At 71.7% G+C, this 25,822-nt stretch carries 25 protein-coding genes and 1 pseudogene; 6 read left to right on the forward strand and 20 right to left on the reverse strand.

Annotated features, from left to right (window positions below):
• The first annotated feature begins 33 nt into the window (after positions 1-33).
• On the forward strand, positions 34-396 hold the full coding sequence (locus CRM89_RS12510) for a metalloregulator ArsR/SmtB family transcription factor (protein ID WP_060590061.1): 363 nt from the start codon (positions 34-36) through the stop codon (positions 394-396).
• Positions 393-899: an SRPBCC family protein gene (locus CRM89_RS12515; RefSeq protein WP_098084068.1), complete on the forward strand. Its 507-nt coding sequence runs from the start codon at positions 393-395 to the stop codon at positions 897-899. The genes CRM89_RS12510 and CRM89_RS12515 overlap by 4 nt, the downstream gene beginning before the upstream one ends.
• Positions 900-1,057: 158 nt before the next feature.
• Here CRM89_RS12515 and CRM89_RS12520 read toward each other — a convergent pair whose 3' ends face one another.
• The 14 genes from CRM89_RS12520 to CRM89_RS12585 form a co-directional block, all read right to left on the reverse strand.
• Positions 1,058-1,810: a YebC/PmpR family DNA-binding transcriptional regulator gene (locus tag CRM89_RS12520; protein ID WP_060590058.1), complete on the reverse strand. Its 753-nt coding sequence runs from the start codon at positions 1,808-1,810 to the stop codon at positions 1,058-1,060.
• 13 nt (positions 1,811-1,823) lie between these two features.
• The gene (gene pdxT / locus CRM89_RS12525) at positions 1,824-2,519 is read right to left on the reverse strand and encodes a pyridoxal 5'-phosphate synthase glutaminase subunit PdxT (RefSeq protein WP_081433216.1); all 696 of its coding nucleotides are present in this window, start codon (positions 2,517-2,519) and stop codon (positions 1,824-1,826) included.
• Positions 2,520-2,566: 47 nt separating this feature from the next.
• Positions 2,567-3,385, reverse strand: coding sequence for an acyl-CoA thioesterase II (locus CRM89_RS12530; protein ID WP_011210237.1), 819 nt, complete (start codon positions 3,383-3,385; stop codon positions 2,567-2,569).
• 50 nt (positions 3,386-3,435) lie between these two features.
• Positions 3,436-4,356: a pyridoxal 5'-phosphate synthase lyase subunit PdxS gene (pdxS, locus tag CRM89_RS12535; RefSeq protein WP_011210238.1), complete on the reverse strand. Its 921-nt coding sequence runs from the start codon at positions 4,354-4,356 to the stop codon at positions 3,436-3,438.
• 399 nt (positions 4,357-4,755) lie between these two features.
• Positions 4,756-5,799 carry an NUDIX domain-containing protein gene (locus CRM89_RS12540; RefSeq protein WP_060593236.1) on the reverse strand — a complete coding sequence of 348 codons (1,044 nt, stop codon included), beginning with the start codon at positions 5,797-5,799 and terminating at the stop codon, positions 4,756-4,758.
• Complete coding sequence (locus CRM89_RS12545; protein WP_011210241.1) at positions 5,799-6,923, reverse strand: glycosyltransferase family 4 protein; 1,125 nt, start codon at positions 6,921-6,923, stop codon at positions 5,799-5,801. Before CRM89_RS12545 ends, CRM89_RS12540 begins: the two co-directional genes overlap by 1 nt.
• On the reverse strand, positions 6,920-7,879 hold the full coding sequence (locus CRM89_RS12550; protein WP_086840782.1) for a phosphatidylinositol mannoside acyltransferase: 960 nt from the start codon (positions 7,877-7,879) through the stop codon (positions 6,920-6,922). Before CRM89_RS12550 ends, CRM89_RS12545 begins: the two co-directional genes overlap by 4 nt.
• A 25-nt stretch (positions 7,880-7,904) precedes the next feature.
• Positions 7,905-8,570: a phosphatidylinositol phosphate synthase gene (pgsA, locus tag CRM89_RS12555; RefSeq protein ID WP_060590056.1), complete on the reverse strand. Its 666-nt coding sequence runs from the start codon at positions 8,568-8,570 to the stop codon at positions 7,905-7,907.
• Positions 8,571-9,143: an HIT domain-containing protein gene (locus tag CRM89_RS12560; protein WP_011210244.1), complete on the reverse strand. Its 573-nt coding sequence runs from the start codon at positions 9,141-9,143 to the stop codon at positions 8,571-8,573. It lies immediately after the preceding gene.
• On the reverse strand, positions 9,144-11,255 hold the full coding sequence (gene thrS / locus CRM89_RS12565) for a threonine--tRNA ligase (protein ID WP_228804683.1): 2,112 nt from the start codon (positions 11,253-11,255) through the stop codon (positions 9,144-9,146).
• Between the two features lie 124 nt (positions 11,256-11,379).
• Entirely contained in the window at positions 11,380-12,102 is a 723-nt protein-coding gene (locus tag CRM89_RS12570) for a (2Fe-2S)-binding protein (RefSeq protein WP_060590053.1), read from the reverse strand.
• Positions 12,099-12,494 (reverse strand): TIGR02611 family protein, encoded by a 396-nt coding sequence (locus tag CRM89_RS12575; RefSeq protein WP_082668703.1) that lies wholly within the window; start codon positions 12,492-12,494, stop codon positions 12,099-12,101. The genes CRM89_RS12570 and CRM89_RS12575 overlap by 4 nt, the downstream gene beginning before the upstream one ends.
• Before the next feature lie 56 nt (positions 12,495-12,550).
• The gene (locus CRM89_RS12580) at positions 12,551-14,797 is read right to left on the reverse strand and encodes a bifunctional SulP family inorganic anion transporter/carbonic anhydrase (protein WP_098084069.1); all 2,247 of its coding nucleotides are present in this window, start codon (positions 14,795-14,797) and stop codon (positions 12,551-12,553) included.
• Between the two features lie 855 nt (positions 14,798-15,652).
• Entirely contained in the window at positions 15,653-17,176 is a 1,524-nt protein-coding gene (locus tag CRM89_RS12585; protein ID WP_086840790.1) for a PucR family transcriptional regulator, read from the reverse strand.
• A gap of 132 nt (positions 17,177-17,308) precedes the next feature.
• Between CRM89_RS12585 and gabT the strand changes: the two genes are divergently transcribed.
• Positions 17,309-18,673 (forward strand): 4-aminobutyrate--2-oxoglutarate transaminase, encoded by a 1,365-nt coding sequence (gabT, locus tag CRM89_RS12590; RefSeq protein ID WP_098084070.1) that lies wholly within the window; start codon positions 17,309-17,311, stop codon positions 18,671-18,673.
• A complete protein-coding gene (locus CRM89_RS32000) occupies positions 18,670-18,801 on the forward strand; it encodes a hypothetical protein (protein ID WP_255266237.1) in 132 nt (43 codons plus the stop codon). The genes gabT and CRM89_RS32000 overlap by 4 nt, the downstream gene beginning before the upstream one ends.
• Before the next feature lie 15 nt (positions 18,802-18,816).
• On the opposite strand, the gene CRM89_RS12595 is transcribed toward CRM89_RS32000, so the two are convergent.
• The 3 genes and pseudogenes from CRM89_RS12595 to CRM89_RS12605 form a co-directional block, all read right to left on the reverse strand.
• Positions 18,817-19,011, reverse strand: a complete 195-nt coding sequence (locus tag CRM89_RS12595; RefSeq protein ID WP_060590044.1) for a hypothetical protein — start codon at positions 19,009-19,011, stop codon at positions 18,817-18,819.
• A 13-nt stretch (positions 19,012-19,024) separates the two neighbouring features.
• Positions 19,025-20,149 (reverse strand): annotated as a pseudogene (locus CRM89_RS12600) (cytochrome bc complex cytochrome b subunit); the annotation flags it as partial.
• A gap of 99 nt (positions 20,150-20,248) precedes the next feature.
• Positions 20,249-20,560: a putative quinol monooxygenase gene (locus CRM89_RS12605; protein WP_086840797.1), complete on the reverse strand. Its 312-nt coding sequence runs from the start codon at positions 20,558-20,560 to the stop codon at positions 20,249-20,251.
• 143 nt (positions 20,561-20,703) lie between these two features.
• On the opposite strand from CRM89_RS12605, the gene sigJ reads away from it, so the two are divergent.
• On the forward strand, positions 20,704-21,624 hold the full coding sequence (gene sigJ, locus CRM89_RS12610) for an RNA polymerase sigma factor SigJ (RefSeq protein WP_228804685.1): 921 nt from the start codon (positions 20,704-20,706) through the stop codon (positions 21,622-21,624).
• Here the strand turns inward: sigJ and CRM89_RS12615 are convergent.
• On the reverse strand, positions 21,608-22,465 hold the full coding sequence (locus tag CRM89_RS12615) for a CoA ester lyase (protein WP_098084072.1): 858 nt from the start codon (positions 22,463-22,465) through the stop codon (positions 21,608-21,610). The two genes, sigJ and CRM89_RS12615, sit on opposite strands and share 17 nt — an antisense overlap.
• Positions 22,462-23,913, reverse strand: a complete 1,452-nt coding sequence (locus tag CRM89_RS12620; RefSeq protein WP_172964507.1) for an NAD-dependent succinate-semialdehyde dehydrogenase — start codon at positions 23,911-23,913, stop codon at positions 22,462-22,464. The genes CRM89_RS12615 and CRM89_RS12620 overlap by 4 nt, the downstream gene beginning before the upstream one ends.
• 231 nt (positions 23,914-24,144) lie before the next feature.
• Between CRM89_RS12620 and CRM89_RS12625 the strand changes: the two genes are divergently transcribed.
• On the forward strand, positions 24,145-24,534 hold the full coding sequence (locus CRM89_RS12625) for an SRPBCC family protein (protein WP_060590037.1): 390 nt from the start codon (positions 24,145-24,147) through the stop codon (positions 24,532-24,534).
• Between the two features lie 13 nt (positions 24,535-24,547).
• On the opposite strand, the gene CRM89_RS12630 is transcribed toward CRM89_RS12625, so the two are convergent.
• Positions 24,548-25,684 carry a CdaR family transcriptional regulator gene (locus tag CRM89_RS12630; protein ID WP_107646868.1) on the reverse strand — a complete coding sequence of 379 codons (1,137 nt, stop codon included), beginning with the start codon at positions 25,682-25,684 and terminating at the stop codon, positions 24,548-24,550.
• Positions 25,685-25,822 lie beyond the last annotated feature (138 nt).

The raw sequence follows: 25,822 nt of genomic DNA on the forward strand, positions 1-25,822 counted from the left end.
GACAACGCGTAACCAAGTGGTTACGCTTTTGGCGTGGACGAGGTGGCCGGCGCGATCGCCGATCCGGTACGGCGCGAGATCCTGCAGATGCTGCACGGGGCGCGGCTGACCGCCGGTGAGATCGCGGCGGCGTTCCCGATCAGCAGGCCCGCGATCAGCAGGCACCTGCGGGTGCTGCGGGAGAGCGGCCTGGTACGCGACGAGACCGAGGGGCGCCACCGCTACTACGTCCTCGACACCGGCCCGCTCACCGAGTTGTCGGGCTGGCTGGCCCGCTTCACCGCGTCGGGCTGGGAACAGCGGTTCGACGCGCTGGAGACCGAGGTCTACCGCACCCGCCGGGAGCACCGCCGCACCGCGCGGTCCCGGCCGACACCGAGAGAAGGCACCGCGTGAGCAGCACACCGACCGGGCGCATCCTGCCCGCCGACGAAGGCCGCGACCTCGTACTGACCCGCCGCTTCCGGGCGCCCGCCGCGGACGTCTGGGCGAGTATCACCGAATCCGACCGCACCGCGCGCTGGTTCGGCCCGTGGGAGGGGCAGGCCCGGCCGGGCCGCACCATCAAGGTCCAGATGGTGCACGAACAGGACCGGCCCTGGATGGAGATGACCATCGACGCCTGCGAGCCGCCGCACCACCTGGCGCTCTCGGCCGTCGACGAGGCGGGCGCCTGGTATCTCGAGGCGGTGCTCACCGAGACCGACGGCGGCACCGAGCTGCGGTTCACCCAGCACCTGCGCACCCGGCGCGAGATCGACCAGGCGCCGGAATCCGGGCCGGGGTGGGAGTACTACCTGGACATGCTCACCGCCGCGCACGAGGGCAGGCCGCTGCCCGACTTCGCCGACTACTACCCGGCGCTGCGCGACCACTACCGCGACCAGCTGGCGCGGTGACGGCGGCGGGCGCGGCCACCGCCGCGCCCGTCCACCAGCCCAGTCGGTGTCTACTGCGCCTGAGCGGGACGGCCTCCGTGGTCACGCTCCGCTGCCGACTCCGGCCGCTGACCCGCTCAGTCGGTGTCTACCTGTGCCTGAGCGGGACGGCCTCCCGCTCAGTCGTCGAGCTGGGCGAGGACCTCGTCGGAGACGTCGACGTTGGTGTAGACGTTCTGCACGTCGTCGCTGTCCTCGAGGGCATCGATCAGCTTGAACACCTTGCGCGCGCCCTCGGCGTCCACCGCGACGCTGACCGAGGGCTGGAAGCCCGACTCGGCCGACTCGTAGTCGATGCCCGCCGACTGCAGTGCCGACCGCACCGCGACCAGATCGCCCGGCTCGCTGATGATCTCGAAGGACTCGCCGAGGTCGTTGACCTCCTCGGCGCCGGCGTCGAGCACGGCCATCAGCACGTCGTCCTCGGACAGGCCGTTCTTCTCCAGGGTGACGATGCCCTTGCGGTGGAACAGGTAGGCGACCGAGCCCGGGTCGGCCATGTTGCCGCCGTTGCGGGTCATGGCCACCCGCACCTCGCCCGCCGCCCGGTTGCGGTTGTCGGTGAGGCACTCGATGAGGACCGCGACGCCGTTGGGGCCGTAGCCCTCGTACATGATCGTCTGCCAGTCGGCGCCGCCCGCCTCCTCACCGGCGCCGCGCTTGCGCGCGCGCTCGATGTTGTCGTTGGGGACCGAGGACTTCTTCGCCTTCTGGATGGCGTCGTACAGCGTGGGGTTGCCTTCGGGATCACCGCCACCCGTACGTGCCGCCACCTCGATGTTCTTGATCAACTTCGCGAAGAGCTTCCCCCGCTTCGCGTCGATCGCGGCCTTCTTGTGCTTGGTGGTGGCCCATTTGGAGTGGCCGCTCATTCCCCTACTTCCTTCAGGTCGGTTGCACGTCTGGAGTGTGTACGTTACCCGCTCGGTCTCCGGCGGCCCGCACGATGTCGACGAACATCCGGTGTACCCGCAGGTCACCGGTGACCTCCGGATGGAACGACGTGGCCAGCACGTTGCCCTGGCGCACGGCCACGATCCGGCCCCGCGACGGGCCGTCGGGCACGGTGGCCAGCACCTGCACACCGTCGCCCGCGCGCTCGACCCACGGCGCTCGGATGAAGACCGCGCGCACCGGGCCGTCGTCGAGGCCCGCGAAATCCAGGTCGGTCTCGAAGGAGTCGACCTGACGTCCGAACGCGTTGCGGCGCACCGTCATATCGATGCCCGACAGGTGCTGGGCGTCGGGCCGGGTGTCGAGCACCTCCGAGGCCAACAGGATCATCCCGGCACACGAGCCGAAGGCGGGCATACCGTCCCGCAGCCGCGCGCGCAGCGGATCGAGCAGGTCGAAGACCTGCAGCAGTTTGCTGATCGCGGTGGACTCCCCGCCCGGCAGCACCAGCCCGTCCACGGCCTCGAGTTCGCCGACCCGGCGCACCAGCACGGGTTCGGCACCGCACGCGCGCAGCGCGGCGAGGTGTTCGCGGACATCGCCCTGCAGGGCGAGCACGCCGATGGTGGGCCGGGACGGGGCCGCCTGCGGCTCGGCGGCGGGGGCGGACACCGAGGTCTGGTTCACCCGGCCCAGCTTACGAGCGGCCGCGCTGTGGCCCGGCTCACGCCCGGTCACGAGCGCAACGTGCGGATCAGGCCCTCCTGCATCACCGCGGCGACCAGTTCACCGGCCCGGTTGTAGATCTTGCCGGAGGTCAGGCCGCGGCCGAAGCCCGCGGAGGGCGAGGCCTGGTCGTAGAGCAGCCAGTCGTCCGCGCGGAACGGACGCAGGAACCACATGGCGTGGTCGAGCGAGGCGTTCTGGGTCGGCTCGTCGGGGTGGATCACCTTCGACGAGCCGAGCAGCGTCATGTCGCTCATGTAGGCCAGCGTGCAGACGTGGAACAGCGGATCGTCGGGCAGCGGCTGCCGGTAGCGGAACCACACCTGCTGCTGGGCGACCACCCCCGGCCTGCGCACCACCGACTCCTGCGGGACCATCCTGATGTCCCAGTGCTCCCACTCGCGCATCGCCCACAACCGCTCGGGACTCATGGAGGTCTGCGCGTCGGGCAGGTCGTCGGGGGCGGCGACCTCGGGCATCTCGTCCTGGTGGGCGGGGCCGGTGTCACCGATGTGGAACGAGGCCGACATGGTGAAGATGGCGGCGCCGTCCTGCACACCGGTGACCCGGCGGGTGCAGAACGAACGCCCGTCGCGGATGCGCTCCACCAGGTACACGGTGGGCTGCTGCGGATTGCCCGGGCGCAGGAAATAGCCGTGCAGCGAGTGCACCTGGAACCGGGGTTCCACCGTGCGCACCGCGGACACCAGTGCCTGACCCGCCACCTGGCCGCCGAACGTTCGCTCCAGCTGTGTCTTCGTGGACGCGCCACGGAAGATGTCCCGCTCGAGGCGTTCGATCTCCAGTGCCTCTTCGATGGTCGCCATGCGCTGAGATTAGCCCGTGCGATGCCCGGGCCCGTTCATCCCGGTCCCGATCACCAGCCGCGCTCGGCGAGCCGGTGCGGCTGCGGGATCTCCTCCACGTTGATGCCGACCATCGCCTCGCCCAGGCCACGCGACACCTTGGCGAGCACGTCCGGGTCGTCGTAGAAGGTGGTGGCCTTGACGATGGCCTCGGCGCGCTGGGCCGGGTTGCCGGACTTGAAGATGCCGGAGCCGACGAACACGCCCTCGGCGCCGAGCTGCATCATCATCGCCGCGTCGGCGGGGGTGGCGATACCGCCGGCGGTGAACAGCACGACCGGCAGTTTGCCGGTCTCGGCGACCTCGCGGACCAGTTCGTAGGGCGCCTGGAGCTCCTTGGCGGCCACGTACAGCTCGTCCTCGGGCAGCGCGGCCAGCTTGCGGATCTCCTGGCGGATCTTGCGCATGTGGGTGGTGGCGTTGGAGACGTCACCGGTGCCCGCCTCGCCCTTGGAGCGGATCATCGCCGCACCCTCGGTGATGCGGCGCAGCGCCTCGCCCAGGTTGGTGGCGCCGCACACGAACGGCACGGTGAACTGCCACTTGTCGATGTGGTTGGTGTAGTCGGCGGGGGTGAGCACCTCGGACTCGTCGATGTAGTCGACGCCGAGGCTCTGCAGGATCTGCGCCTCCACGAAGTGACCGATGCGGGCCTTGGCCATGACCGGAATCGAGACGGCGTTGATGATGCCGTCGATCATGTCCGGATCGCTCATCCGCGACACGCCGCCCTGCGCGCGGATGTCGGCGGGCACGCGCTCGAGCGCCATCACCGCGACCGCGCCTGCGTCCTCGGCGATCTTGGCCTGCTCCGGGGTGACGACATCCATGATCACCCCACCCTTGAGCATCTCGGCCATGCCGCGCTTCACGCGGGCGGTGCCGACGGTCTGGGTGGTCTCGGGCGTGGTCACGGCAAACTCCTGAGTCATGTGCGCCAATCGGGTCGCTCGGTCGGGAAACGACACAATTCTAGGCGCGGCCGGAATGCCACTTGATAGCCAGTCGAGCACCACTGGCCTGGTGTCGCAGGCCACTGCCGAAAGCCGGGCGTCGCTGTCGCCCGGCCCCCGGCTCACAGCGGTGCGACGACGAGCAGGTGCGCCCAGTACTCGGCGATCGACGGGCCGACGATGGGCAACAGGAAGTCGTAGAGCAGGTACGACATGGGTAACGGCCACCTCCACACTCGCCGGGCGCGAGCACCCGGCCTCCTCGCGGGCACCCCGCGCGGATTGCGCGGGCACGTTCGGGAGGGCTACCCGTCCGTGCCGCATTCCAGTCCGAACCCAGCATGATCGTGAGCCGGATCACACTGACGAGGGGCGTGGTCAGCGGATCGAGCGAACCTCGGGATCCGTAGTGCCGGAAGCGACTTCGGCCGCCTCGGGCAGCAGCTCGTCGAGGTGGTAGGGGTAGACCGTCTCCCCCGCGGCGTCCAGGGCGAGGATGTCGGCGGACGTGCACCACTTGTGTCCGGTGATGCTGCGGCGCTCGACCGCGGTGAGGTTGCCCGGTTTCGGTTCGTACGCGGGCACCCGCAGGGTGAAGAACAGTTCCTCGGCGCGGATCAGCTCGCCGTCGAAGGGGAACACCGCCACCCGCCGCCAGATCGGCCCGCGCAGCGCGGCCGGGTCGGCGGTGTAGCCGGTCTCCTCCCACAGCTCCCGCACCGCGGCCTCGCGCAGGCTCTCCCCCGGCTCCACGCCGCCGCCGATGGTGAACCAGAACGAGACGTCCGGGGTCTTGGGGTCGTTGCCGCGCATGAGCAGCACGCGGTCGCGTTCGTCGAGCAGCACCACCCGCGACGAGGTGCGGATGGTGTCGACGGCCAGCCCGGTCGACGCGGCGGGGGTGGCGCGCTCGGCGATCTCGAAGTAGGTGGGCAACGGGGCGGTGCCGCCCAGGTGCAGCCACCGCACCGGGCGGCGGGTGCGCAGCGCGAGCGTGTCGCGCACGGCGTCGTTGTGGAAGCGCCGCGCGATCAGCACCCGCGCCTCCGCGTCGGCGAGTTCGGCGACCAGCTGCGGGCGGAGCAATCCGATGTCCACGGTCGACAGGGCCGCGGCGAGCTGGTTCTCCACGGTCTCCCGCTCGGCCCGGCCGGCACGCTCGGCGCGGTCCGCCAGGGCCGCCAGTCGGCGGGCCTGATCGGCGAGGGCGGGATCGGAGACCGGTCCCGCGATCGCCATGGCCACCGAGCGCGCCACCACCGCCCGCCGTGCCAGCGCGGCTTCCAGCGCCTGCCAGGACAGGTCCGAGCGCACGTGCAGCCGGTCGAGCCGATTGGCCGTGGAGTAGGCCCACACGCCGACGGCCAGCACGACGGCCGCGATCAGCGCAAGGACGAGAACCGTGGTCGCGGAGAAGGTGATCATCCGGCCGCCCGTACCCGGGTGTCGCCGACCGTCACGGTTTCGTAGACGCGCAGGATCTGCTCGGCCACCACCGGCCAGTCGTATTCGCCCACCACCTGGTTCGCCCTGCGCACCAAGGCTTCCCGCCGTTCGGTGTCGGTGAGCAGGGTGTCGAGCGCACCGGCCAGCGCGACATCGTCGCCCACCGGCACCAGCATGCCCGCGGTGCCGTCGCGCAACACCCGGCGGAACGCGTCGAGTTCGCTGGCGACCACCGCCGTGCCCGCGGCCATCGCCTCGATGAGGATGATGCCGAAGCTCTCCCCGCCGAGATTCGGCGCGACGTACACGTCGGCGCTGCGCATGGCCGAGGCCTTCTCCGCGTCGGAGACCTGGCCGAGGAACCGCAGATGCCGGGCGTGCCTGCCCGCCTCCCGGCGCAGTCGCTGCTCGTCACCGCGGCCGACCACCAGGATCTCCACGTCCGGGTGCCGGGCGACCAGCTCGGGCAGCGCCGCCAGCAACACCTGCATGCCCTTGCGGGGCTCGTCGTAGCGGCCGAGGAACAGCACGGTGCCGCCGGGCCGCGGATAGCCGGGCAGCATCGGTGCCCGGGCGAAGGCGGGCACGTCCACGCCGTTGGGGATCTCCACCGCGTCCGAGCCCAGCGCCTCCACCTGCCAGCGCCGCGCCAGCTCGGACACGGCGATGCGGCCGCTGATCTTCTCGTGGTACGGCCGCAGCACGCCCTGGAAGGTGCTCAGCACCAGCGACCGGGTGGTGGAGGTGTGGAAGGTCGCCACGATGGGACCTTCGGCGATCTTGAGCGCGAGCATCGACAGGCTCGGTGCGTTCGGCTCGTGGATGTGCAGCACGTCGAAGTCGTTGCCGTCGATCCAGCGCCGGATCCGGGTGTAGGCCATCGGCCCGAACGACAGCCGGGCCACCGAGCCGTTGTACGGGATGGCGACGGCGCGCCCGGCCGAGACCACGAAGTCCGGCAGCGGGGTGCCCTCCGAGGCGGGGGCGAGCACGCTCACCTTGTGGCCGCGCTCGAGGAACACCCGCGCGAGCTCGACCACATGGGCCTGCACGCCGCCGGGGACGTCGAACGAGTAGGGGCAGACCATGCCGATCTTCACGCGGACTCGTCCCTCCCCACCGGTCCGGCCAGGCGCGCCTGCGCCTCGGCGATCCTGGCGAGCCGCTGCGGCGACAGGTCGCTCTCCCACAGCGGCTGCAGCATGTGCCAGTCGGCCGGATGCTCGGCGATGTTGGCCGCGAACCGATCGGCGAGGGCCTGGGTGGCCGCCGCGACGCCGCCGGAGACATCCAGCGGCGCTTCGGTTTTCAGGCCCCAGCCTTCGACGCCGTCGTCGTCGACGGTGAACCAGGCGTGCACCGGCATGAGCGCCGCGCCGGTCTCGATCGCCAGCTTCGCCGCCCCCGCGGGCATCCAGGTGCGTTCACCGAAGAACTCCACCGGCACCCCGCGCCCGGTCAGGTCGCGCTCCCCCATCAGGCACACGATCTTGTTCTCGCGCAGCCGCTGCGCCAGCTGGGCGAAGGGCGGCTGCTCACCGCCGGTGAGCGGGAACACCTCGAACCCCAGGCTCTCCCGGTAGGCGACGAACCGCTCGAACAGCGACTCCGGTTTCAGCCGCTCGGCCACGGTGGCGAAGGTGCCGTAGTTCTGCACCAGCCACACCCCGGCCATGTCCCAGTTGCCCGAATGCGGCAGCACGAACACCACACCGCGGCCCCGCTCCAGCGCGGCGTCCAGGTGCGGGATCCCCTGCACGGGCAGCCGCGGCGAGCGGCCGAGCGCCGCGTGATCCATGGTCGGCAGGCGGAACGCCTCGCGCCAGTAGCGGGCGTAGGAACGCATGGCGGCCAGGATCAGCTCGTCGGGCACCTGGTCGGGGGGCACGCCGAGGACACGCGCGAGATTGCGCCGCAACTGGATCGGGCCGCCGTTGCGGGCGGCGCGCGCGCCGCCCCAGTCGAAGGCGCGGCGCGCGGTGCGCTCGGGCAGGGCGCGCACCAACCGCCACCCCGCCACGTAGCCGAGCGCGCCGAGCCGTTCGCCGACGCTCATCCGCGACACTCCCGGCTCCGAGCGGTCATCGGGCCTCCCCGGCGGCCGGGGCGGGCGGGATCACCTCGCGCGCGCCGGGCGAATTGCGCACGGCGAGCACCCGCTGGAACACCGTGATGATGCTCAGCACCGCCAGGATCCACATGGCGACGTGCACGGCCCAGGTCAGCCACTCGATCCCCCAGTAGCCGCCGATCCCGGTGAAGCCCGCGCCGACGAGCACGATGATCAGCCGGTCGGGCCGCTCGATCAGGCCGCCGTCGGCGGACAGGCCGCTCGCCTCCGCGCGAGCCTTGGCATAGGAGATGACCTGCGAGGTCACCAGCACCACCAGCGTCGCGGCCAGCAACCACTTGTTGTTCTCGTGGTAGACGGCCCACCAGGCCAGACCGCCGAAGATGGCGCCGTCGGCCACCCGGTCGCAGGTGGCGTCGAGCACCGCGCCGTAACGGGTGCCGCCCCCGCGTGCCCTGGCCATCGCCCCGTCGAGCATGTCGAACATCACGAACAGCCAGATGACCATCGTGCCCCAGAACAGATGCCCGGTCGGGAACAAGGTCACCGCGGCCGCGATCGAGGCCGCCGTGCCGATCAGGGTGACGGCGTCGGGGGTGAGCCCGGTGCCGACCAGCGCCCTGCCCAGCGGCGCGGTGGCCTTGGCGAAAGTCTCGCGGCCGAAGAAGCTGAGCACCTACTCCGATTCCTTCCACGCCTGCGCGAGCAGTGCCCTGGTCTCGCGCAGCAGCTGCGGCATCACCTTCACCCCGCCCACGACGGTGATGAAGTTCGCGTCCCCGCCCCAGCGCGGCACGATGTGCTGGTGCAGGTGGTCGGCCAACGAACCGCCCGCCACCCCGCCCAGATTCAGGCCGACGTTGAAACCGTGCGGCCGCGACACGCTCTTCATCACCCGGATCGCCCGCTGGGTGAACGCCATCAGCTCGGCGCTCTCGGCCTCGGTGAGATCCTCGAGATCGGCGACGCGGCGGTAGGGCACCACCATCATGTGTCCCGGGTTGTACGGGTACAGATTCAGCACCGCGTACACCAGCTCGCCGCGGGCGATGATCAGCCCGTCCTCGTCGGACATCTTGGGGATGTCGGTGAACGGGTGGCCGGTGGCATCGGTCGGCCGCGAGCCGGCCGCCTCGGTGATGTAGGACATCCGGTACGGCGTCCAGAGCCGTTGCAGCCGATCGGGTTCGCCCGCACCGATGTCCACGATGTCACCGCCGCGGTCCGTCGTCTCCTCCGCAGCGCTCATCTATCCCTCCCCCGCCGTGACGATCTCGAACCCCTCCGCCGTCGGAGAAGCGTTCTCCCGGTTGGTGATCCACGCCACGATGGTCGCCACCGCGTCCGCGACCGGCACCCCGTTGACCTGGGTGCCGTCCCGGAACCGGAAACTCACCGCGCCCGCGTTCACATCGCGCTCGCCGGCCAGCAGCATGAACGGCACCTTCTGCGCGGTGTTGTTGAAGATCTTCTTCTGCATCCGGTCGTCGCTGCGGTCGACCTGCGCGCGCACGCCGTGGTCGCGCAGCAGCTCGACGACCCGGTCCAGGTGCGGGGCGAAGGCCTCCGCGACCGGGATGCCCACCACCTGCACCGGCGACAGCCAGGCCGGGAAGGCGCCCGCGTAGTGCTCGGTGAGCACGCCGAAGAACCGCTCGATGGAGCCGAACAGCGCGCGGTGGATCATCACCGGCCGCTGCTTGCTGCCGTCGGGGGCGGTGTACTCCAGGCCGAAGCGCTCGGGCAGGTTGAAGTCGAGCTGGATGGTCGACATCTGCCAGGTGCGGCCGAGCGCGTCCTTGGCCTGCACGGAGATCTTCGGGCCGTAGAACGCGGCGCCGCCCGGATCGGGCACGAGCTCGAGACCCGAGGCCTGGGCCACCTTCGACAGCGTCTCGGTGGCCTCCTCCCAGATCTCGTCGGAGCCGACGAACTTCTTCGGGTCTTTGGTGGACAGCTCGAGGTAGAAGTCGTCGAGGCCGTAGTCGGCGAGCAGGCCGAGCACGAACTGCAGGGTGTTCGTGAGCTCGGCGTGCATCTGCTCCTTGGTGCAGTAGATGTGCGCGTCGTCCTGGGTCATGCCGCGCACCCGGGTCAGGCCGTGCACCACGCCGGACTTCTCGTAGCGGTACACCGAGCCGAATTCGAACAGCCGCAGCGGCAGCTCGCGGTAGGACCGCCCGCGCGCCCGGAAGATCAGGTTGTGCATCGGGCAGTTCATCGGCTTGACGTAGTAGTCCTGGCCGGGCTTGCGCACGGTGCCGTCGTCGTTGTACTCCGCGTCCAGGTGCATGGCCGGGAACATGCCGTCGCGGTACCAGTCCAGGTGGCCGGACACCTCGAACAGGTGGCCCTTGGTGATGTGCGGGGTGTTGACGAACTCGTAGCCCGCGTCCACGTGCCTGCGCCGCGAGTACTCCTCGAGCTCCTTGCGGATGATGCCGCCCTTGGGATGGAACACCGGCAGGCCCGAACCGAGTTCGTCGGGGAAGCTGAACAGGTCCAGCTCCAGGCCCAGCTTGCGGTGGTCACGGCGCTCGGCCTCGGCGAGCACGTGCAGGTGTGCCTCCAGCGCCTCCGGCGATTCCCAGGCGGTGCCGTAGATGCGCTGCAGGTCCTCGCGGTTCTGGTCACCGCGCCAGTACGCGGCCGAGCTGCGGGTGAGCTTGAAGGCGGGGATGAACTTGGTGGTGGGGATGTGCGGGCCGCGGCACAGGTCGCCCCACACCTTCTCGCCCGTGCGCGGGTCGAGATTGTCGTAGATGGTCAGCTCCTTGCCGCCCACCTCCATGACCTCGGGGTCGTCGATGCCGGACTTGTCGCTGATCAGCTCGAGCTTGAACGGCTCGTTCGCCAGCTCGGCCCTGGCCTCCTCGATCTCGACCACCCGGCGCGAGAAGCGCTGCGCACCTTTGATGATCTTCTTCATCCGCGATTCCAGCCGGGCCAGATCCTCCGGGGTGAAGGGGCGCTCGACCTGGAAGTCGTAGTAGAAGCCGTCCTTGATGGGCGGGCCGATGCCGAGTTTGGCCTCGGGGAACTCCTGCTGCACGGCCTGGGCCAGCACGTGCGCGGCCGAATGGCGGATCACGCTGCGCCCGGCTTCGGTCGAGGCGGGCACGGCCTCCACCTCGACGTCGGTGTCGGGGATCCAGGACAGGTCGCGCAGGGCGCCTTCGGCGTCGCGGACGACGACGATGGTGTCGGGGCCCTTGGTCGGCAGGCCCGCCTCCCGTACCGCGGCGCCCGCCGTAGTCCCGGCCGGCACCCGGACGAGGGTGGACGGACTGATCGGGGCTGAGGTCGTCACGGCGGCGCTCTCCTTGGCGTTCTCGTGGGCGGGCAGGTTCCCGCGCGGCATCACCGGCGGCGTATCCGCTCCGGCGCGACCATGCTATCGGCACCGGCACCCCGGCGCGCCGATGGACCGGGTGATCGGTGCTCGCCCCGCCACCGCTGCTCCGCCGGGTCGCGGGCGAATCCGCTCACCGGCGTGCGGCGTGCTCGGCGAGCAGCGCGGCCCGTTCGGCGGCGGGCCGTTTCGGGCAGCTGGTGCACAGCCCGCTACCGGGCAGTTCGTAGACCAGACAGCAGGAGACGCGGTGCACGAAGGTCCGGCCACCGACCTCGACGAAGCGTGGGGTGGGCAGGGGCGGGCCGAGGCGCGCGGCCAGCTCGACCGCGACCGCGGGCGCTCCCGCGTCGACGGCGCGGTTGCCGAGCGCGTCGGCGACGATCGCCCAGAGGGCCGGGATGCCCGCGCCGCAGCTGTCCGCCACGACGGGGACGACGGCGGCGAGGGCGTCGTGGAGAGCGGTCGTCGCGTCATCGGGTGCGGTGGGCGCGCCCCCGGGGGACGCGGTATCGGTGGCAGCGTCGCCCGCCGATGCGCCACCACCGGATACGACACCGGTCCGGGCCCCGACCGGCGGCGGCGCGGTTTCGGGGGTCGCGGCCTGGTCGAGGACGCGGTCGACACCGCCGTCGGGCCGCACCACGCAGACGAGGCGACCGAGGCCGAGCGCGGGCGGTGTCCGGCCCGCGGCCGTCGCCGTGACGAGCGGCTCGACCAGCGCGGAGGCGACCATCGACCACCAGAGGGTGCCCGCGGCGCGGGGTGTCGAGGCGCCCCAGGAGCGGCCGAGCGCGGTGATGTGCGCACGCACCCAGGCCGGGTCGGTGAGCGCGGTGCCGGGCGCCGTGTTCATCGCTGCAGTGGCCCGCGCAACCACTCCCACTCGAGGCCGAACCAGCCGCCGACCAGCCCGAAGGTGCCGAGCACCCACAGCGTCGCGACCACGACCGCCGCGGTACCCACCGCCCCGAGGATCCGGATGCCGAGGCCGCGCGCCGAGTACCACGCCATGACCTGGCGATAGCGATCGCGCAGCCAGCGCAACGCGCGCTGGGCCCAGGCGAACTCGCTGGCCAGGATGCCCAGGCCGGCGAAGACCATCGCCCAGCCCGGGCCGGGATACGGGATGGCGATGATGCCGATGGCCAGCACGACCGCGCCGACCACACCGACACCGATCCGATAGGCGAGATTCAGCGTCGGCCGGGCGGCCACCCGCGCGCGGAAGGCGCGCAGGCGGCCCATCGGCGCCGACCCGGTCTGCTGGTCCAGCTCGCTGCTCACAGCGCCAGCCTAGAGATTCAGACCGGCTCCGGCACCTGACGACGCCCGCGAGCCTCGTCGATGTGGACGATCCCGTCGGCGGTGATCTCCACGACCCGCGCGCTGGCGATGTCGAAGAACAGCCCGGCGACGGTGACCCCGCGTTCGGCGACCGCGCGCCGCACGGCGGGATGGCGCTGCAACGTCTCCAACTGCACCGCGACGTTCACCATGCTCAACTGGTCGACCTCACCGAATCCGGCCGCACGCGCCGCCTCGGCCACCGGATGCCCGGCCCGGAAGCGTTCCAGGCTCGGTCGCGCGTGCGCCAGCCACGACTCGATGCCCGGTGCGGCGTCGCCGCCGCCGTACAGCGCGCCCATGGCTCCGCAGCTGGAGTGCCCGCACACCACCACGCAGCGCACGTTCAGCTCCTCCAGGGCGAAGACCAGCGCCGCCTCCACCGAGGCGTCGCCGGTGGCGGGGACCAGATTGCCGACGTTGCGCACGGTGAACAGGTCGCCGGGTCCGCTGTTGGTGATGACGTTCGGGACGATGCGCGAGTCCGAGCAGGTGAGGAAGAACGAGTCCGGGTCCTGCCGGTGGACGAGCTCGTCCAGGTGGCGGCGGACGACGTGCGCGTGGCTGCGGTGGTAGGCCGCCACCCCCGCGGTCACCGGGTCCAGGTGCTTCTCGTCGCGCCGCCAGGGCCCGAGGATCTCCTCCCACATCGCCCTGCCGAATCCGCGGGCGGGCGGTCCGGCCAGCGCGTCGGCCATGCGCACGCTGCCGATCTCGACGAATTCCACGCTGCCGCCGCCGCTTTCCTGCTGGCGCACCCAGTCCTGCAACGCCTCGAGCGCGGCGTGATCGAGGAAGTCGACGGTCATCTCCACGGTCACGTCGGCGCCGGCAGGCACCTTCGCCAGTTCGCCGGACAGTCGCGGCAGGGCGAGGAAGGTGCACGAGCCGTCGAGGCGCACCAGCCAGCGCTGCGACTGCGGTATCTGCTCGGCCACGATCGTCACCCGCACCACCCGCCACAGCAGCAGCGCGAAGGCCAGCACCAGGCCGATGATCACGCCCTCGAGCAGGTTGAGGAAGACCACGCCGAGGATCGTGACGGCGTAGACGAGCAGATCGCCGGTGCGGCTGGCGAGCTTGATGTGGGCGATCTTGACCAGCTGGATGCCGATGACGATGAGCAGACCGGCCAGTGCGGCCTTGGGGATCTGCTCGACCACCCCGACCAGCGCCACCGAGAACAACAGCAACCACACCCCGTGCAGCACCGCCGAGGCCCGGCTGCGCGCCCCGGACTGCACGTTGGTCGCGCTCCGCACGATCACCCCGGTCACCGGCAGGCCGCCGAGCATGCCCGAGAGCATGTTGGCCGAGCCCTGGCCGACCAGCTCCCGGTCGAAGTTCGTACGCGGCCCGGAGTGCATCTTGTCCACGGCCACCGCCGAGAGCAGGCTCTCCACGCTGGCGATCAGCGCGATGGTCAGCACCATCAGCGCCACTGGGGCCCAGCCGCCGTCGGGGAGCTGCGGCAGTTCGATCGCCTCGAACAGCGAGCTGCTCAGCACGATCCGCTCCACGTCCAGCGGCAGCACCAGCGACAGCACGGTGGCCGCGACCACGGCCACCAGCGGGCCGGGCACCACCCGGACCTTCTCCGGCAGGTACTTCCAGCCCAGCATCACCGCCACGACCAGCACGCCCACCAGTGCGGCGCCGGTGTTCATCGACGTGAGCCGGCCGGGCAGCGCGGTGATGTTGTGCCACGCCGAACTGTGTGACGACCCGCCGAGCAACACGTGCACCTGCTGCAGGGCGATCGTGACGCCGATGCCCGCCAGCATCGCGTGCACCACCACCGGCGCCACGGCGAGCGCGGCGCGCGCGATCCGGCTCAGCCCGAACAGGATCTGCAGCGCACCGGCCGCGACGACGATGAAACAGGTGACGCGCCAGCCGAATTGGGCGATCGACTCGGCGACGACGACGGTGAGCCCGGCCGCGGGGCCGCTCACCTGCAGGACGGAGCCGCCCAGGCAGCCCACCACGATGCCGCCGACGACGGCGGCGATGAGTCCGGCCGCGACCGGGGCGCCGGAGGCCAGCGCGATGCCGAGCGAGAGCGGCAATGCGACGAGGAAGACCACGATGGAGGCCGGAAGATCGTGGCGCACAATCGAAGCCAGTTTTCCGCGGCCTGCCGCCGGACCTCCTTCCGCGGGGGCCGGGGACGAGGGGGGCGCGTGATCGCTCAGTACAGCCATGATTTCTCCTTCGCCGACTCGCCCGGGCGCCAGGTGACGCGCCGGCCGAGGTCGGTTGACGATCGACTTGTCCAGCAGGGCAATTGACCGCGAACCGGCATCTCGCGGTGAAGCAGTTCCCGACACGGCGATGGGCCGGGAAGTAAACGCAGGCAACGCTATTGGCAAAGGCTTAGTAAAACCTGAGAAGTGGACGTCAAGTGTGATCAGTCATAACGATCGACACCGGGTGACCCAGCCCACTTCGAACACGGAACATGTTCGCAGCGTTGGCGTTTCACTCTGCTCGGTGAACATATTTCTCCTTCGCCGCCGGAGCCGCGCGGTCCGGACGGTCCATCGGTGGAACATGCACGGGCGTGGGATGTCGGTGGAGATGTGGCGTGCGCGCAAGGCCATTGACCAGGGCGCTTCGGCGAGCCGGGACCCGTTCGCCCACGGGCCGCCTCAATAGTAAAGACTCCCCCAAGGGGAGTGAAAGACCTCCGGGACGCGAAGCGGGAATCGCTACGGAAATGTGATGGGCGTCACACATATGGCCCGGTTCCGTACCGAGCAGGTCGGCGACCACGTCGACCACCAGATGCCGCTTCAAGGCCGGCGCCGGTAATGGCCGGCCGGGATACACCGGCGCGCGGCGGCCTGCCCGATCGACACGTCCGCGTACCCGTGCCGATCCAGTAGGTCCCGAGCCGCCGCCAGCACCGCGTGGTCGATGCGCTCCTCGCGCGCGGCCCGCCACCCGCCTCACGCCGGTGTTCGGCCTGCTCGCGGATGCGCTTCTCGCGCGCGGCCCGCCATCACAGCAGCAGCACCGGATGGGGAGCACGGTCGCCCGAGTCGGCAGGCGAGCCCTCAGGTGTCGGCAGCGATGAGGGCCAGCAGCAGTTCCGCCCGTACGCGGGCGACGTCGAGGCGGCAGCCGAGCAGGGCTTCGATCCGGGCGATCCGGCTGCGCAGCGTGTGCCGGTGTACGCCGAGGGCGTGGGCCGCGGACTCCCAGTGGCCGTTGGCCTCGAGGAAGGCGCGCAGCGAGGCGACCAGGTCGGTGCCGTGGTCGCGATCGTGTGCGACGAGCGGGGCGATGGTGGCGTCGGCCACCGAGCGCAGCACCTGCCGGGTGGCGTCGACGGTCAGCAGGGTGCGGCCGGCCAGCGCCGCGAACTCCTGCACCGCTCCCGCCTCGGCCGCGGCGGCGGCCAGGCGCGCCCGGTCGATCGCCGCCGCGAAGCGCTCGACCGGCAGCGGTTCGCTCAGGCCGAGGCGCGCCGCCCGGCGTGCGGCCGCGTCGGCACCGGCGAGCAGGGCGCGCGCGAACGCGGCGTCGTCGGTTCCGCGCAGCAGCACCGTCACCCGGTGATCGGTGCGGCGCAGGTAGAGCGGGCGGGCGGCGGCATCGGCCGCCGCTTCGACGGCCCGCGCCACCGCCGCCGCGTGCTCGGATGATCCGCAGTCGGCGACGAGCGCGCGGATCTCGCCGTCGTCGTCGGCCGCCGGGGCCAGGTGCTCGGCGGCGGACGGGAGTTCCCCGGTCTCGGCGAGCAGCAGTCCGAGGACCTGCGAGTTGAGCCGGTTCTGCGCCGACCGAAGGCGCGCCGGTTTCGCGAAATCCAGGGCGAGCAGCGACGTGGCGTGACCGAGCAGCACCTGATCGACCGAGCCGAGCGGCGCGGCCGAGACCACGGCGAGGCACCCGTGCACGACGCCGCCGAGGCCGACGCGATGCACCGTCACCGCCTGCCCCGACTCCGCCTGCGCGGCGATGCTCGCCGCGGCCCGGGTCACCGACCCGATCAGCGCGGACACCTCCGCGAGGGTCGCCGCGGCGACCCTCGCCGGATGGTGTTCGAGGAGCCGGCCGCGGCGGTCGAACAACAGCGCGGTCGCCCCGGTCGCCACCGCCAGCTCGCGCACGATCGCGCGGGCGCCGCCCCGCACCACGGCGCGAGTCATCCGCGGCTGCGCGCGCGAGGCCCGGACCAGCGCGTCGTAGCGCTGTTCGGCGAGGCTGTCCATGACCCGTTTGGTGACCGCGGCGAACGGGGTCGGCAACGGGACCTCGAGCAGCGGGAGACCGATCTCGTCGGCGGCCGCGATCAGCTCCGCGGGGACCTCCGCGTGCGTCAGCCCGACACCGAAGCCGACGGCCGCGACACCCGCGTCGCGCAGCCGACGCACGTACTCGCGGCAGCCGTCCGCCCCGGCAGGAACCCCCAGCCCGGTCGTGAGCAGCAGTTCGCCGCCGGAGAGCCACGGCGAGGGGTCCGGCAGCTCGGTGGTGATGGCGAATTCGACGGCGCGGTCGAGCCCGGCCGCGCCCCCGCGCAGCCGCAGGAACAGATTCGGCTGCGCCAGCACCCAGCCGACGGTCACGCTCATCGTCATCTCCTGCCGGCACGCGACGAAACGGCGCGTCGGCGCCGCCTTGCCACTCCACTATGGCAGGTCCGCGGTGGGCTCGGGCGGCCCACACTGGGGTCCTCCGACCAGTACCGACAGGGGTCCCACCAGATGACAGTCCTCGACTACCGGCTTCCGCAGCAGCGCAAGCTGATCACCGACCTGCCCGGCCCGGCATCGCGTGCCATCGCCGAACGCCGCCGCGCCAGCGTCGCGGCCGGTGTCGGGTCCAGCCTTCCGGTCTACGCCGCCGACGCCGACGGCGGTGTGGTGGTCGACGTCGACGGCAACTCGCTCGTCGATCTGGGCTCGGGCATCGCGGTCACCTCGGTGGGCGCGGCCCATCCCGCCGTCGTCGAGGCGGTACGCGCCCAGGCCGGGCACTTCACCCACACCTGCTTCATGGTCACCCCGTACGAGGGGTACGTGCGGGTCGCCGAGGAACTCGCGGCGCTCACGCCCGGCACGCACGACAAGCGCACCGTGCTGTTCAACTCCGGTGCCGAGGCGGTGGAGAACGCGATCAAGGTGGCGCGGCTGGCCACCGGGCGCACCGCCGTGGTCGCCTTCGACCACGCCTACCACGGGCGCACCAACCTGACGATGGCGCTGACCGCCAAGTCCATGCCGTACAAGGCGCACTTCGGACCGTTCGCCCCGGAGATCTACCGGATGCCGATGTCGTATCCGTTCCGCGACGGCGCGGCCCTGGACGGTCCGGCGGCCGCCCAGCGGGTGATCGACCGGATCGAGAAACAGATCGGTGCCGACGCGGTCGCCGCGATCGTGCTCGAACCGATTCAGGGCGAGGGCGGATTCATCGTTCCCGCACCGGGTTTCCTGCCCACCCTGGCCGCCTGGGCGCGCGCGAACGGCGTCGTGTTCATCGCCGACGAGGTGCAGACCGGCTTCGCCCGCACCGGCGCGTGGTTCGCCTGCGACCACGAACAGGTCGTGCCCGACATCATCGCCCTGGCCAAGGGCATCGCGGGCGGGCTGCCGCTGGCGGCGATCACCGGGCGCGCCGAGCTGCTCGACCGCGTCCATCCCGGCGGCCTGGGCGGCACCTACGGCGGCAACCCGATCGCGTGCGCGGCGGCGCTCGCCACCATCGCGACCATGCGCGAGCTGGATCTGCCCGCGCGCGCCCGGCACATCGAGCAGATCGTGACCGGCCGCCTGCGGGCGCTGGCCGCGGAGATTCCGGCGATCGGCGACGTGCGCGGGCGCGGCGCGATGCTGGCGATGGAGTTCGTGGTGCCCGGCACCACGGAGCCGGATGCCGCACTCACGCGCGCGGTCGCCGCCGGCGCGCTCGAGCAGGGCGTGATCCTGTTGACCTGCGGCACGGACGGCAACGTGGTGCGGCTGCTGCCGCCGCTGGTCATCGGCGACGAGCTGCTCACCGACGCGCTCGACGTGCTCGACGACGTCGTGCGCGCCGCCGCCCGGAACCGAGCGGAGCGGACCCGATGATCGATGTCCCCGCCGGTCGGCGGCGCGGCGGCCGGTCCACCGAGGCGTTCCGCGGCGCCACCGTCCCGATACCCGGCCCCGCCACCGGCGAGGTGCTCCTGGACACGATGTACCTCGGCGTCGCCTGAGCTGCGGTGCCGGGCTCACCGGGTGTGCCTGCACAACACCTCGTAGGCGCGGCGGGCGTCTTCGGGGAACACCAGGACCACGACCCGGCCACCCCAGCGACGCGCTCTCGCCGCGGGTCCGGCGGTGGCGCGGATGCCGTTGTCGCGCAGCACCGTACGGACCAGCTGTGCCGTCTCGTGGTCGGTGACGGTCGCGGCGGGCACCAACAACCCGTACTCCGTTTCACGACACGTCACCGGAACGGCCCCCGAGCCGGCGGTCCTGAACGGCCTGCAGGGCCGCCCGCTGCCTGCGTTCGCCCGCGTGGGCGTGCCGGACCAGCGCCTCGGCCTCCTCGGGCGGGTCCGGGCGCAGGAACGAGCCCGGACCCGGAGATCCCGCCGCGCCCACCGCGTTCAACGTCTTCGGCACCGGCGCGCCCGCGTAGTCCAGGCTGGCGGGACGGCCGTGGTCGTCCACCGGCGCCAGCGACTGGTGCACCTCGATGTACTCCCCGTGCGGCAGCCGGACGATCAGCCCGGTCTCGATGCCGTGCGCGAGCACGTCGCGGTCGCTGCGTTGCAGCCCGAGGCAGAACCGGTAGGTCAGGAAGTAGGCCGACGGCGGAACGATCAGCAATCCGATCCGCCCCGCCCAGGTGAGCGCGTTGAGCGACAGATCGAATCGCACGGCGAGAATGTCGTTGACGCACGACAGGGTGAGCACCACGTAGAAGGCGATGGCCATCGCCCCGATACCGGTGCGCACGGGCGCGTCGCGCGGGCGTTGCAGCAGATTGTGCGCAGCGGTGTCGCCGGTCAGACGCCGCTCGATCGAGGGGTACAGCACCATCACGATCAACACCAGGGCCATCACGACCGCGACCCAGAACGCGGCCGGGATCGTGTAGTCGCCCAGATAGATCTCCCAGGCGGGCAGCAATCGCGCCAGCCCATCGGTCCACATCATGTAGAAGTCCGGCTGGGAACCGGCCGACACCTGGGCGGGGTTGTAGGGACCGAGATTCCAGACCGGGTTGATCTGCAGCAGCCCGGCCAGCACGGCGATCGTGCCCAGCGTGAACGCGAAGAACGCGCCCTGATCGACGGCGAAGACCGGCACGATCCGTGCGCCGACCACGTTCTGCTCGGTGCGGCCGTGGCCGGGGAACTGGGTGTGTTTCTGGTACCACACCAGCGCGATGTGGGCGGCGATGAGCGCCAGCATCACCCCGGGCAGCAGTAGCACATGGGCGATGTAGAGGCGCGGAATGATGATGTCGCCGGGGAATTCCCCGCCGAACAGCAGCCAGTGCAGCCAGGTACCGATCACCGGGATGCTCATCGTGATGCCGCCCAACGGTGACCTTGTTGACCGCACTCCTGGCGAAGCCCGCCATCCGGTAGCGCGCGTCGACCTCCCGCGCGGCGTGCGCCACCCGGGAGGCCCCGCCCGCCGATGCGGCACTCATCGGGTGCGTGCCGGTGCGGTGAACTGTCCGGCGGGCCGATAGACACCGGCTTCGGGCACACCCAGTTCGGCGATCCGCGCCGCGAATTCCTGCGCGCGGGGGTCGGCGAGGGTGGCCTCGGCATCGTCGGGACCGTCCCACTGGGCGATGTTGATCACCCGCGAACCGTCCACCGCGGCCAGCAGGGTCACCGACACGAACCCGGGCCGGTGCCGGATCACCTGCTCGGTGCCTTCGGTCAGGACCTCGATCAGCTCCTGCTGCCTGGCGGGATCGACCGAGATGATGTTGACGAACGTGGCGGTCACGGCCGGCCTCCTTCCTGTCGGTGGCCCACGGTCCTGCACCGGGGCCCTCATCGATCAGGACGACCGGCGGCGCCGGAATGTCAGGTGATCCGCGTGACAGCGGACGGTCCTGACATTTCGCGGCGCCGTGTCGTCTACTGGGTATGGGCACCGACATCGGGAGCGACACCACCATGCGGGACGACGCGGATCTCCCGGCAGACCTGCACGCGGCCGCCGCCGAGCGGCGCGCGTTGCTGAACCTGGCCTACCGGATGCTCGGCACCGCGGGCGAAGCCGAGGACGCCGTGCAGGAGGCCTATGTGCGCTGGTACCGGCTCGACGCGGCCCGGCAGGCGGCGATCGACCAGCCGCGCGCCTGGCTGTTGAAGACGCTCGGGCGAATCTGCCTGGACATGCTGGGCTCCGCCCGCGCCCGCCGCGAACGCTACGTCGGCCAGTGGTTGCCCGAACCGCTACCCGGCCCCGGCCACGAACAGGGTGCCGATCCCGCGGACCGGATCACCGTGGACGAGTCGGTCACGATGGCGCTGCTGCTCGTGCTGGAGGCCATGACGCCGGCCGAACGCGTGACCTTCGTCCTGCACGAGGTGTTCCGGTACCCGTTCGCCGAGATCGCCGAGATCGTCGGCCGCTCCCCCGGCGCCTGCCGCCAACTCGCCCATTCCGCGCGCCGGCGCGTCGCCGCCCGGCAGTCCACGACCCCGGCCCACCACCGCACCGCACTCGCCGAGCGCCTGCGCACCGCCTGGACCAACGGCGACCTCCCCGCCCTGCTCCGGGTGCTCGACCCGGACGCCACCGTGGTCACCGACGGCGGCGGGCTCGTCACCGCGGCACTGGAACCCGTGCACGGCGCGGAGCCGGTCGCCCGGTTCCTCCTCGACGTGTTCGGGCGCGCCCCCGGCCTCGTCGTCGAACCCGCCACGGTCAACGGCGAGCCCGGCCTGCGCGCGCACACCGACGGCACCACCCTGGCCGTCATCGCCCTCGGCATCACCGACGACCGCATCGATCACCTGTGGGTCGTCCGCAATCCGGACAAGCTCACCGCCTGGCCGTGACGGCGTCGCGGTCGAAGACGCGAGCCAATGCCACGACCTGTTCGGCGCGGGCCAGCCGGGGCGCATCGGAGCCGTCGCGCGGACCGCCCGCCCGGTATCGCCGGAGAAGTGCGGTGGCCGAGGCGATGTCGTCGGGCGACGGGGACAGCAGGTCGTTCACCACGGCGGTGTGCTCGGCGCGCAGGCACAACCGCCCGGTCATGCCCGCCGCCGCGGCGTCGGCCGTCTCCGACCGGAGCAGGGCCGGGTCCGCCCCCACCGTCGGACCGTCGACCGGTCCTGGCAGACCGGCCGCCCGGCTGGCCACGGTCAACCGGCATCGCGGATACGCCAGCACCGCCGGATCCCGCGCGATACCGGTGTCCCGCCGGAAATCACCACTGCCGAAAGCCAATCGGGTCGTGCCCGGGCGCCCGGCGATCTCGCCGCTCGCCTCGAGTCCCACGGCGGACTCGACGAGCGCGACGATCGGCAGCCCGCCCGGCAGCCTCGCGGCGGTGGCGTCCACCTGCTCGCCGTGCTCGGTCTTGGCGAGCACCACGCCGGCCAGACCCGGCAGCTCGGCGAGCGCGGCGAGGTCGTCGGACCAGTGGACGGAGTCGGCGTCGTTGATCCGCACCCACGCCCGGTGTCCGGACCGCAGCAGCCGGGCGACCTCGGCCCTGGCATCGGCCTTCCGGTCGGCGGCCACACCGTCCTCGAGGTCGAGTACCACCGCATCGGCCGCGGAGGCGGCGGCGGTGGCATACCGGTCGGCGTCGTCGGCGGGCACCAGCAGCCACGAGCGTGCGTGGGTGGCGGGCACCCGCCGCACGGGTGCGGCGGGTCCGGCGGCCGTCACGACGCGATCCCCACGTACTTGGTGGCCAGATACTCCTCGATGCCCTCGATCCCGCCTTCGCGCCCGAAGCCCGAGTGCTTGATCCCGCCGAACGGCGCCGCCGCGTTCGACACCACGCCCTGGTTGACCCCGACCATCCCGAACTGGAGGTTCTCCACCACCTCCAGCACGCGCGAGAGGTTCTCCGAGAAGACGTAGGAAGCCAGGCCGTACTCGGTCGCGTTGGCCATCGCGACGGCCTCCTCGATGGAGCCGAACGTCGCGATCGGCGCCACCGGACCGAACAGTTCCTCCCGCGCGACCGGGTGGTCGCCGATATCGGTCAGCACGGTCGGTGCGTAGAAGTAGCCCGGTCCGTCGACGGCCGAACCGCCGGTGAGCACCCGCGCACCGTCCCCGGCGGCGTCGGCCACCAGGCGCGCCACCTTGTCGCGTGCCCGGGCGTCGATCAGCGGCCCGACCTGCACGCCGGGCTCGGTGCCACGGCCGATCTTCTGCGCCGCCATCGCCGCGGCGAAACCGGCCGCGAACTTCTCGGCCACCGCCTCGTGCACCAGCAGCCGGTTGGCCGCGGTGCAGGCCTGCCCGACATTGCGCATCTTCGCCACCATCGCGCCCTCGATCGCGCGGTCCAGGTCGGCGTCCTCGAACACCAGGAACGGCGCGTTGCCACCCAGTTCCATCGACACCCGCAACACCTGGTCGGCGGCCTGCGCCAGCAGCCGTTTGCCCACCGCCGTGGACCCGGTGAAGGTGAGTTTGCGCAGTCGCTGGTCGCGCAGCAGCGGCGCGATCGTCTCCGGCGCACGGGTGGTGGTGACGACGTTGAGCACCCCGTCGGGCAGGCCCGCGGTCCGCAGCAGCTCGGCGAAGGCCAGCGCGGTGAGCGGGGTCTGCTCGGCCGGTTTGAGCACCATCGTGCATCCGGCGGCCACGGCGGGGGCGATCTTGCGGGTGGCCATCGCCAGCGGGAAGTTCCACGGCGTGATCATCAGCGTCGGCCCCACCGGCTCCTTCATGGTGAGCATGCGGGTGGCGCCCTCGGGCGAGCGTCCCCACCGGCCGCCGACACGCACCGCTTCCTCGGCGAACCACCGCAGGAATTCCGCGCCGTAGCGCACCTCGCCGCGCGACTCGGCGAGCGGCTTGCCCATCTCCAGGGTGATCAGCAGTGCGAACTCGTCCAGGCGTCGCAGCACCTCCTCGTAGGCGGCACGCAGCAGGTCCGAGCGCTGCCGGGGCGGGGTGGCCGCCCACGACCGCTGCGCCTCGGCGGCCGCGTCCAGCGCGGCCGCCATCTCCGCCGGGCCGCCGTCGGCCACGTCGGCCAACCGCGCACCGGTGGCCGGATCCTCGACGGGGAACCGGGCCCCGTCGTCGGCCTCCCGCCAGCCGCCGCCGATGAACAGGCCGGTGGGCACCCTGTCGAGCACATCCCTGTCGCGCACTTCCGCTCCGCCTTCCTTCCGCTGCTCCGCGGCGGCGGACAGCAGGCCGCCGCCGCGCGTTCGCAGCAGCGTGCCCGGCCGCGCGTCGTCCGGAACATCCCCCTTCTGTCGCAAAGATCGCGTCCGAGGTGTCCAATTCGCGCACTCGCGCCGCCTCGGAACTGCGGCAGGCTGACACCCCGGATCGCCCCCTTCGAGAGCATTCGCCCCTTCGACAGCAAAGGAATCTCCATGGCAACGCTTCGCTCGCACGTGCTGATCGACCGCAGCGCCGACACGGTGTGGCAGGTGGTGCGCGACGTCCCCGGCATCAGCCGCTGGTTCCCCGCGATCACCGCGTCCAGCGGGGACCAACAGCGGCGCTCGGTGACGCTGGCCGACGGCAGCACGCTGGACGAGCAGGTGGTCACCCTCGACGACGACCTGCGCAGGCTGCAATACCGGGTGATCGGCGGCGACCTCCCGGTGACCGCCCATCTGGGCACGGTCGACGTGCTCGCGCTGGACGCGGATCGCTCGCTGGTGGTCTACAGCACCGAGATCGAGCCGGCGGAGCTGGCGGCCGCGTTCGGCCCGGCCTGTGCGGAGGGCCTGGCGGGGCTGCGGGCGGCGGTGTCCTGAGTTCGCGGGCGGGTCACTCGTCCGGGTACAGCTGCAGCGCGAACCAGAGTTCCGCGCGCACGGTCGGGTCGTCGAGGTCGCGCCCGAGCGCATCGGCGATCCGGGTCATCCGGTAGCGCAAGGTGTGCCGGTGGATGCCCAGCGATCCCGCGGAGGCGTCGGCCTGCCCGTTGTGGGCGAGGAACGCCCGCAACGTCTGCGCGAAATCGACCTTGGATCCCTTGTCGAGCGCGGTGAGCGGCGCCAGCGCCGCCTGCGCCCAGGCCCGTGCGTCGGGACCGGTGAGATGGCGCAGCAGGCCCGCCTCGGAGACGTCGCGGGCCATGTACAACTTGCCGGGCTGGTCCGAGGCCGCCTCGAACACCCCGCGCACGCGCCGCCAGGCCGCGGGAAGGTCGGTCACCTCCACCGGATCGGTGACGGCGCCCCGTCCGTGCGGCACCCGGCGCAGGATGGCCTCCAGCGTGCGCACGTCACCCTCGGCGGTCGGCAGGACGATGCCGATCCGGCCCGGTCGCAGCTCCGCGATGACCGTCTCGATCCGGCGCAGCGCCTGGTCCTCCTCGGCCGCTTCGAGCAGTTCCAGCGCGTATCGGCGGGGCACGCCGAGCAGGGCGGCGCGCACCGGGCCGTCCGGGATCGGCACCCGCAGGATCTCACTGGTGCTGCGGGCCACCTCGGCGTGCCCGCCGAGCAGCAGATGCAGCACCGCCGAGCGGTTGTTGCGGGCGGCTCGGCGCAGTTCGTCGCTGCGATGCAGATCCTCGGCCAGCAGGTAGGTGGCGGTATCGACCAGCGAGCGTTCGATCGCGTCGAGCGGGTTCGCGCGGCCGATGGCGATGAACCCGCGGATGCGCCCGGCCACCCCGACCGGCCGGATCGAGACGGACTCACCGGGAATGACGAGCGACATCGTGGTCGGGCGCGCGCCCGCGGTGAACCGGGACAGTTCGGTCTGCACCAACGCCAGATGCGCGCGCGCCCCCTCCGGGATCGAGGCCAGCGGGGCGCCCGACCCGTCCAGGACCAGCAACCACCCGCCGACCAGACCGGCGATGCGCTCGGCGATGCCTCGGGTGCCCTGGGCCGCGACCGAGGCGCGCACCAGTTCGCGGTGGGCGCGGGCGACCGCGTCAGCGGAGTCCGACATCTGCGGCGGCAACTCCTTTCCGAATTCGGGGGTCTCCCAGCATGGGGCACCGGCGCACCGGTTCGTGCTGGCCGGTGTGGCAGGCTGCGCGACCGGTGTTGTACACCGGGGAGCATTGCACGACGGCGGGTACCGGCC

Source organism: Nocardia sp. FDAARGOS_372 (assembly GCF_002554515.1).
Lineage (GTDB): Bacteria > Actinomycetota > Actinomycetes > Mycobacteriales > Mycobacteriaceae > Nocardia > Nocardia farcinica.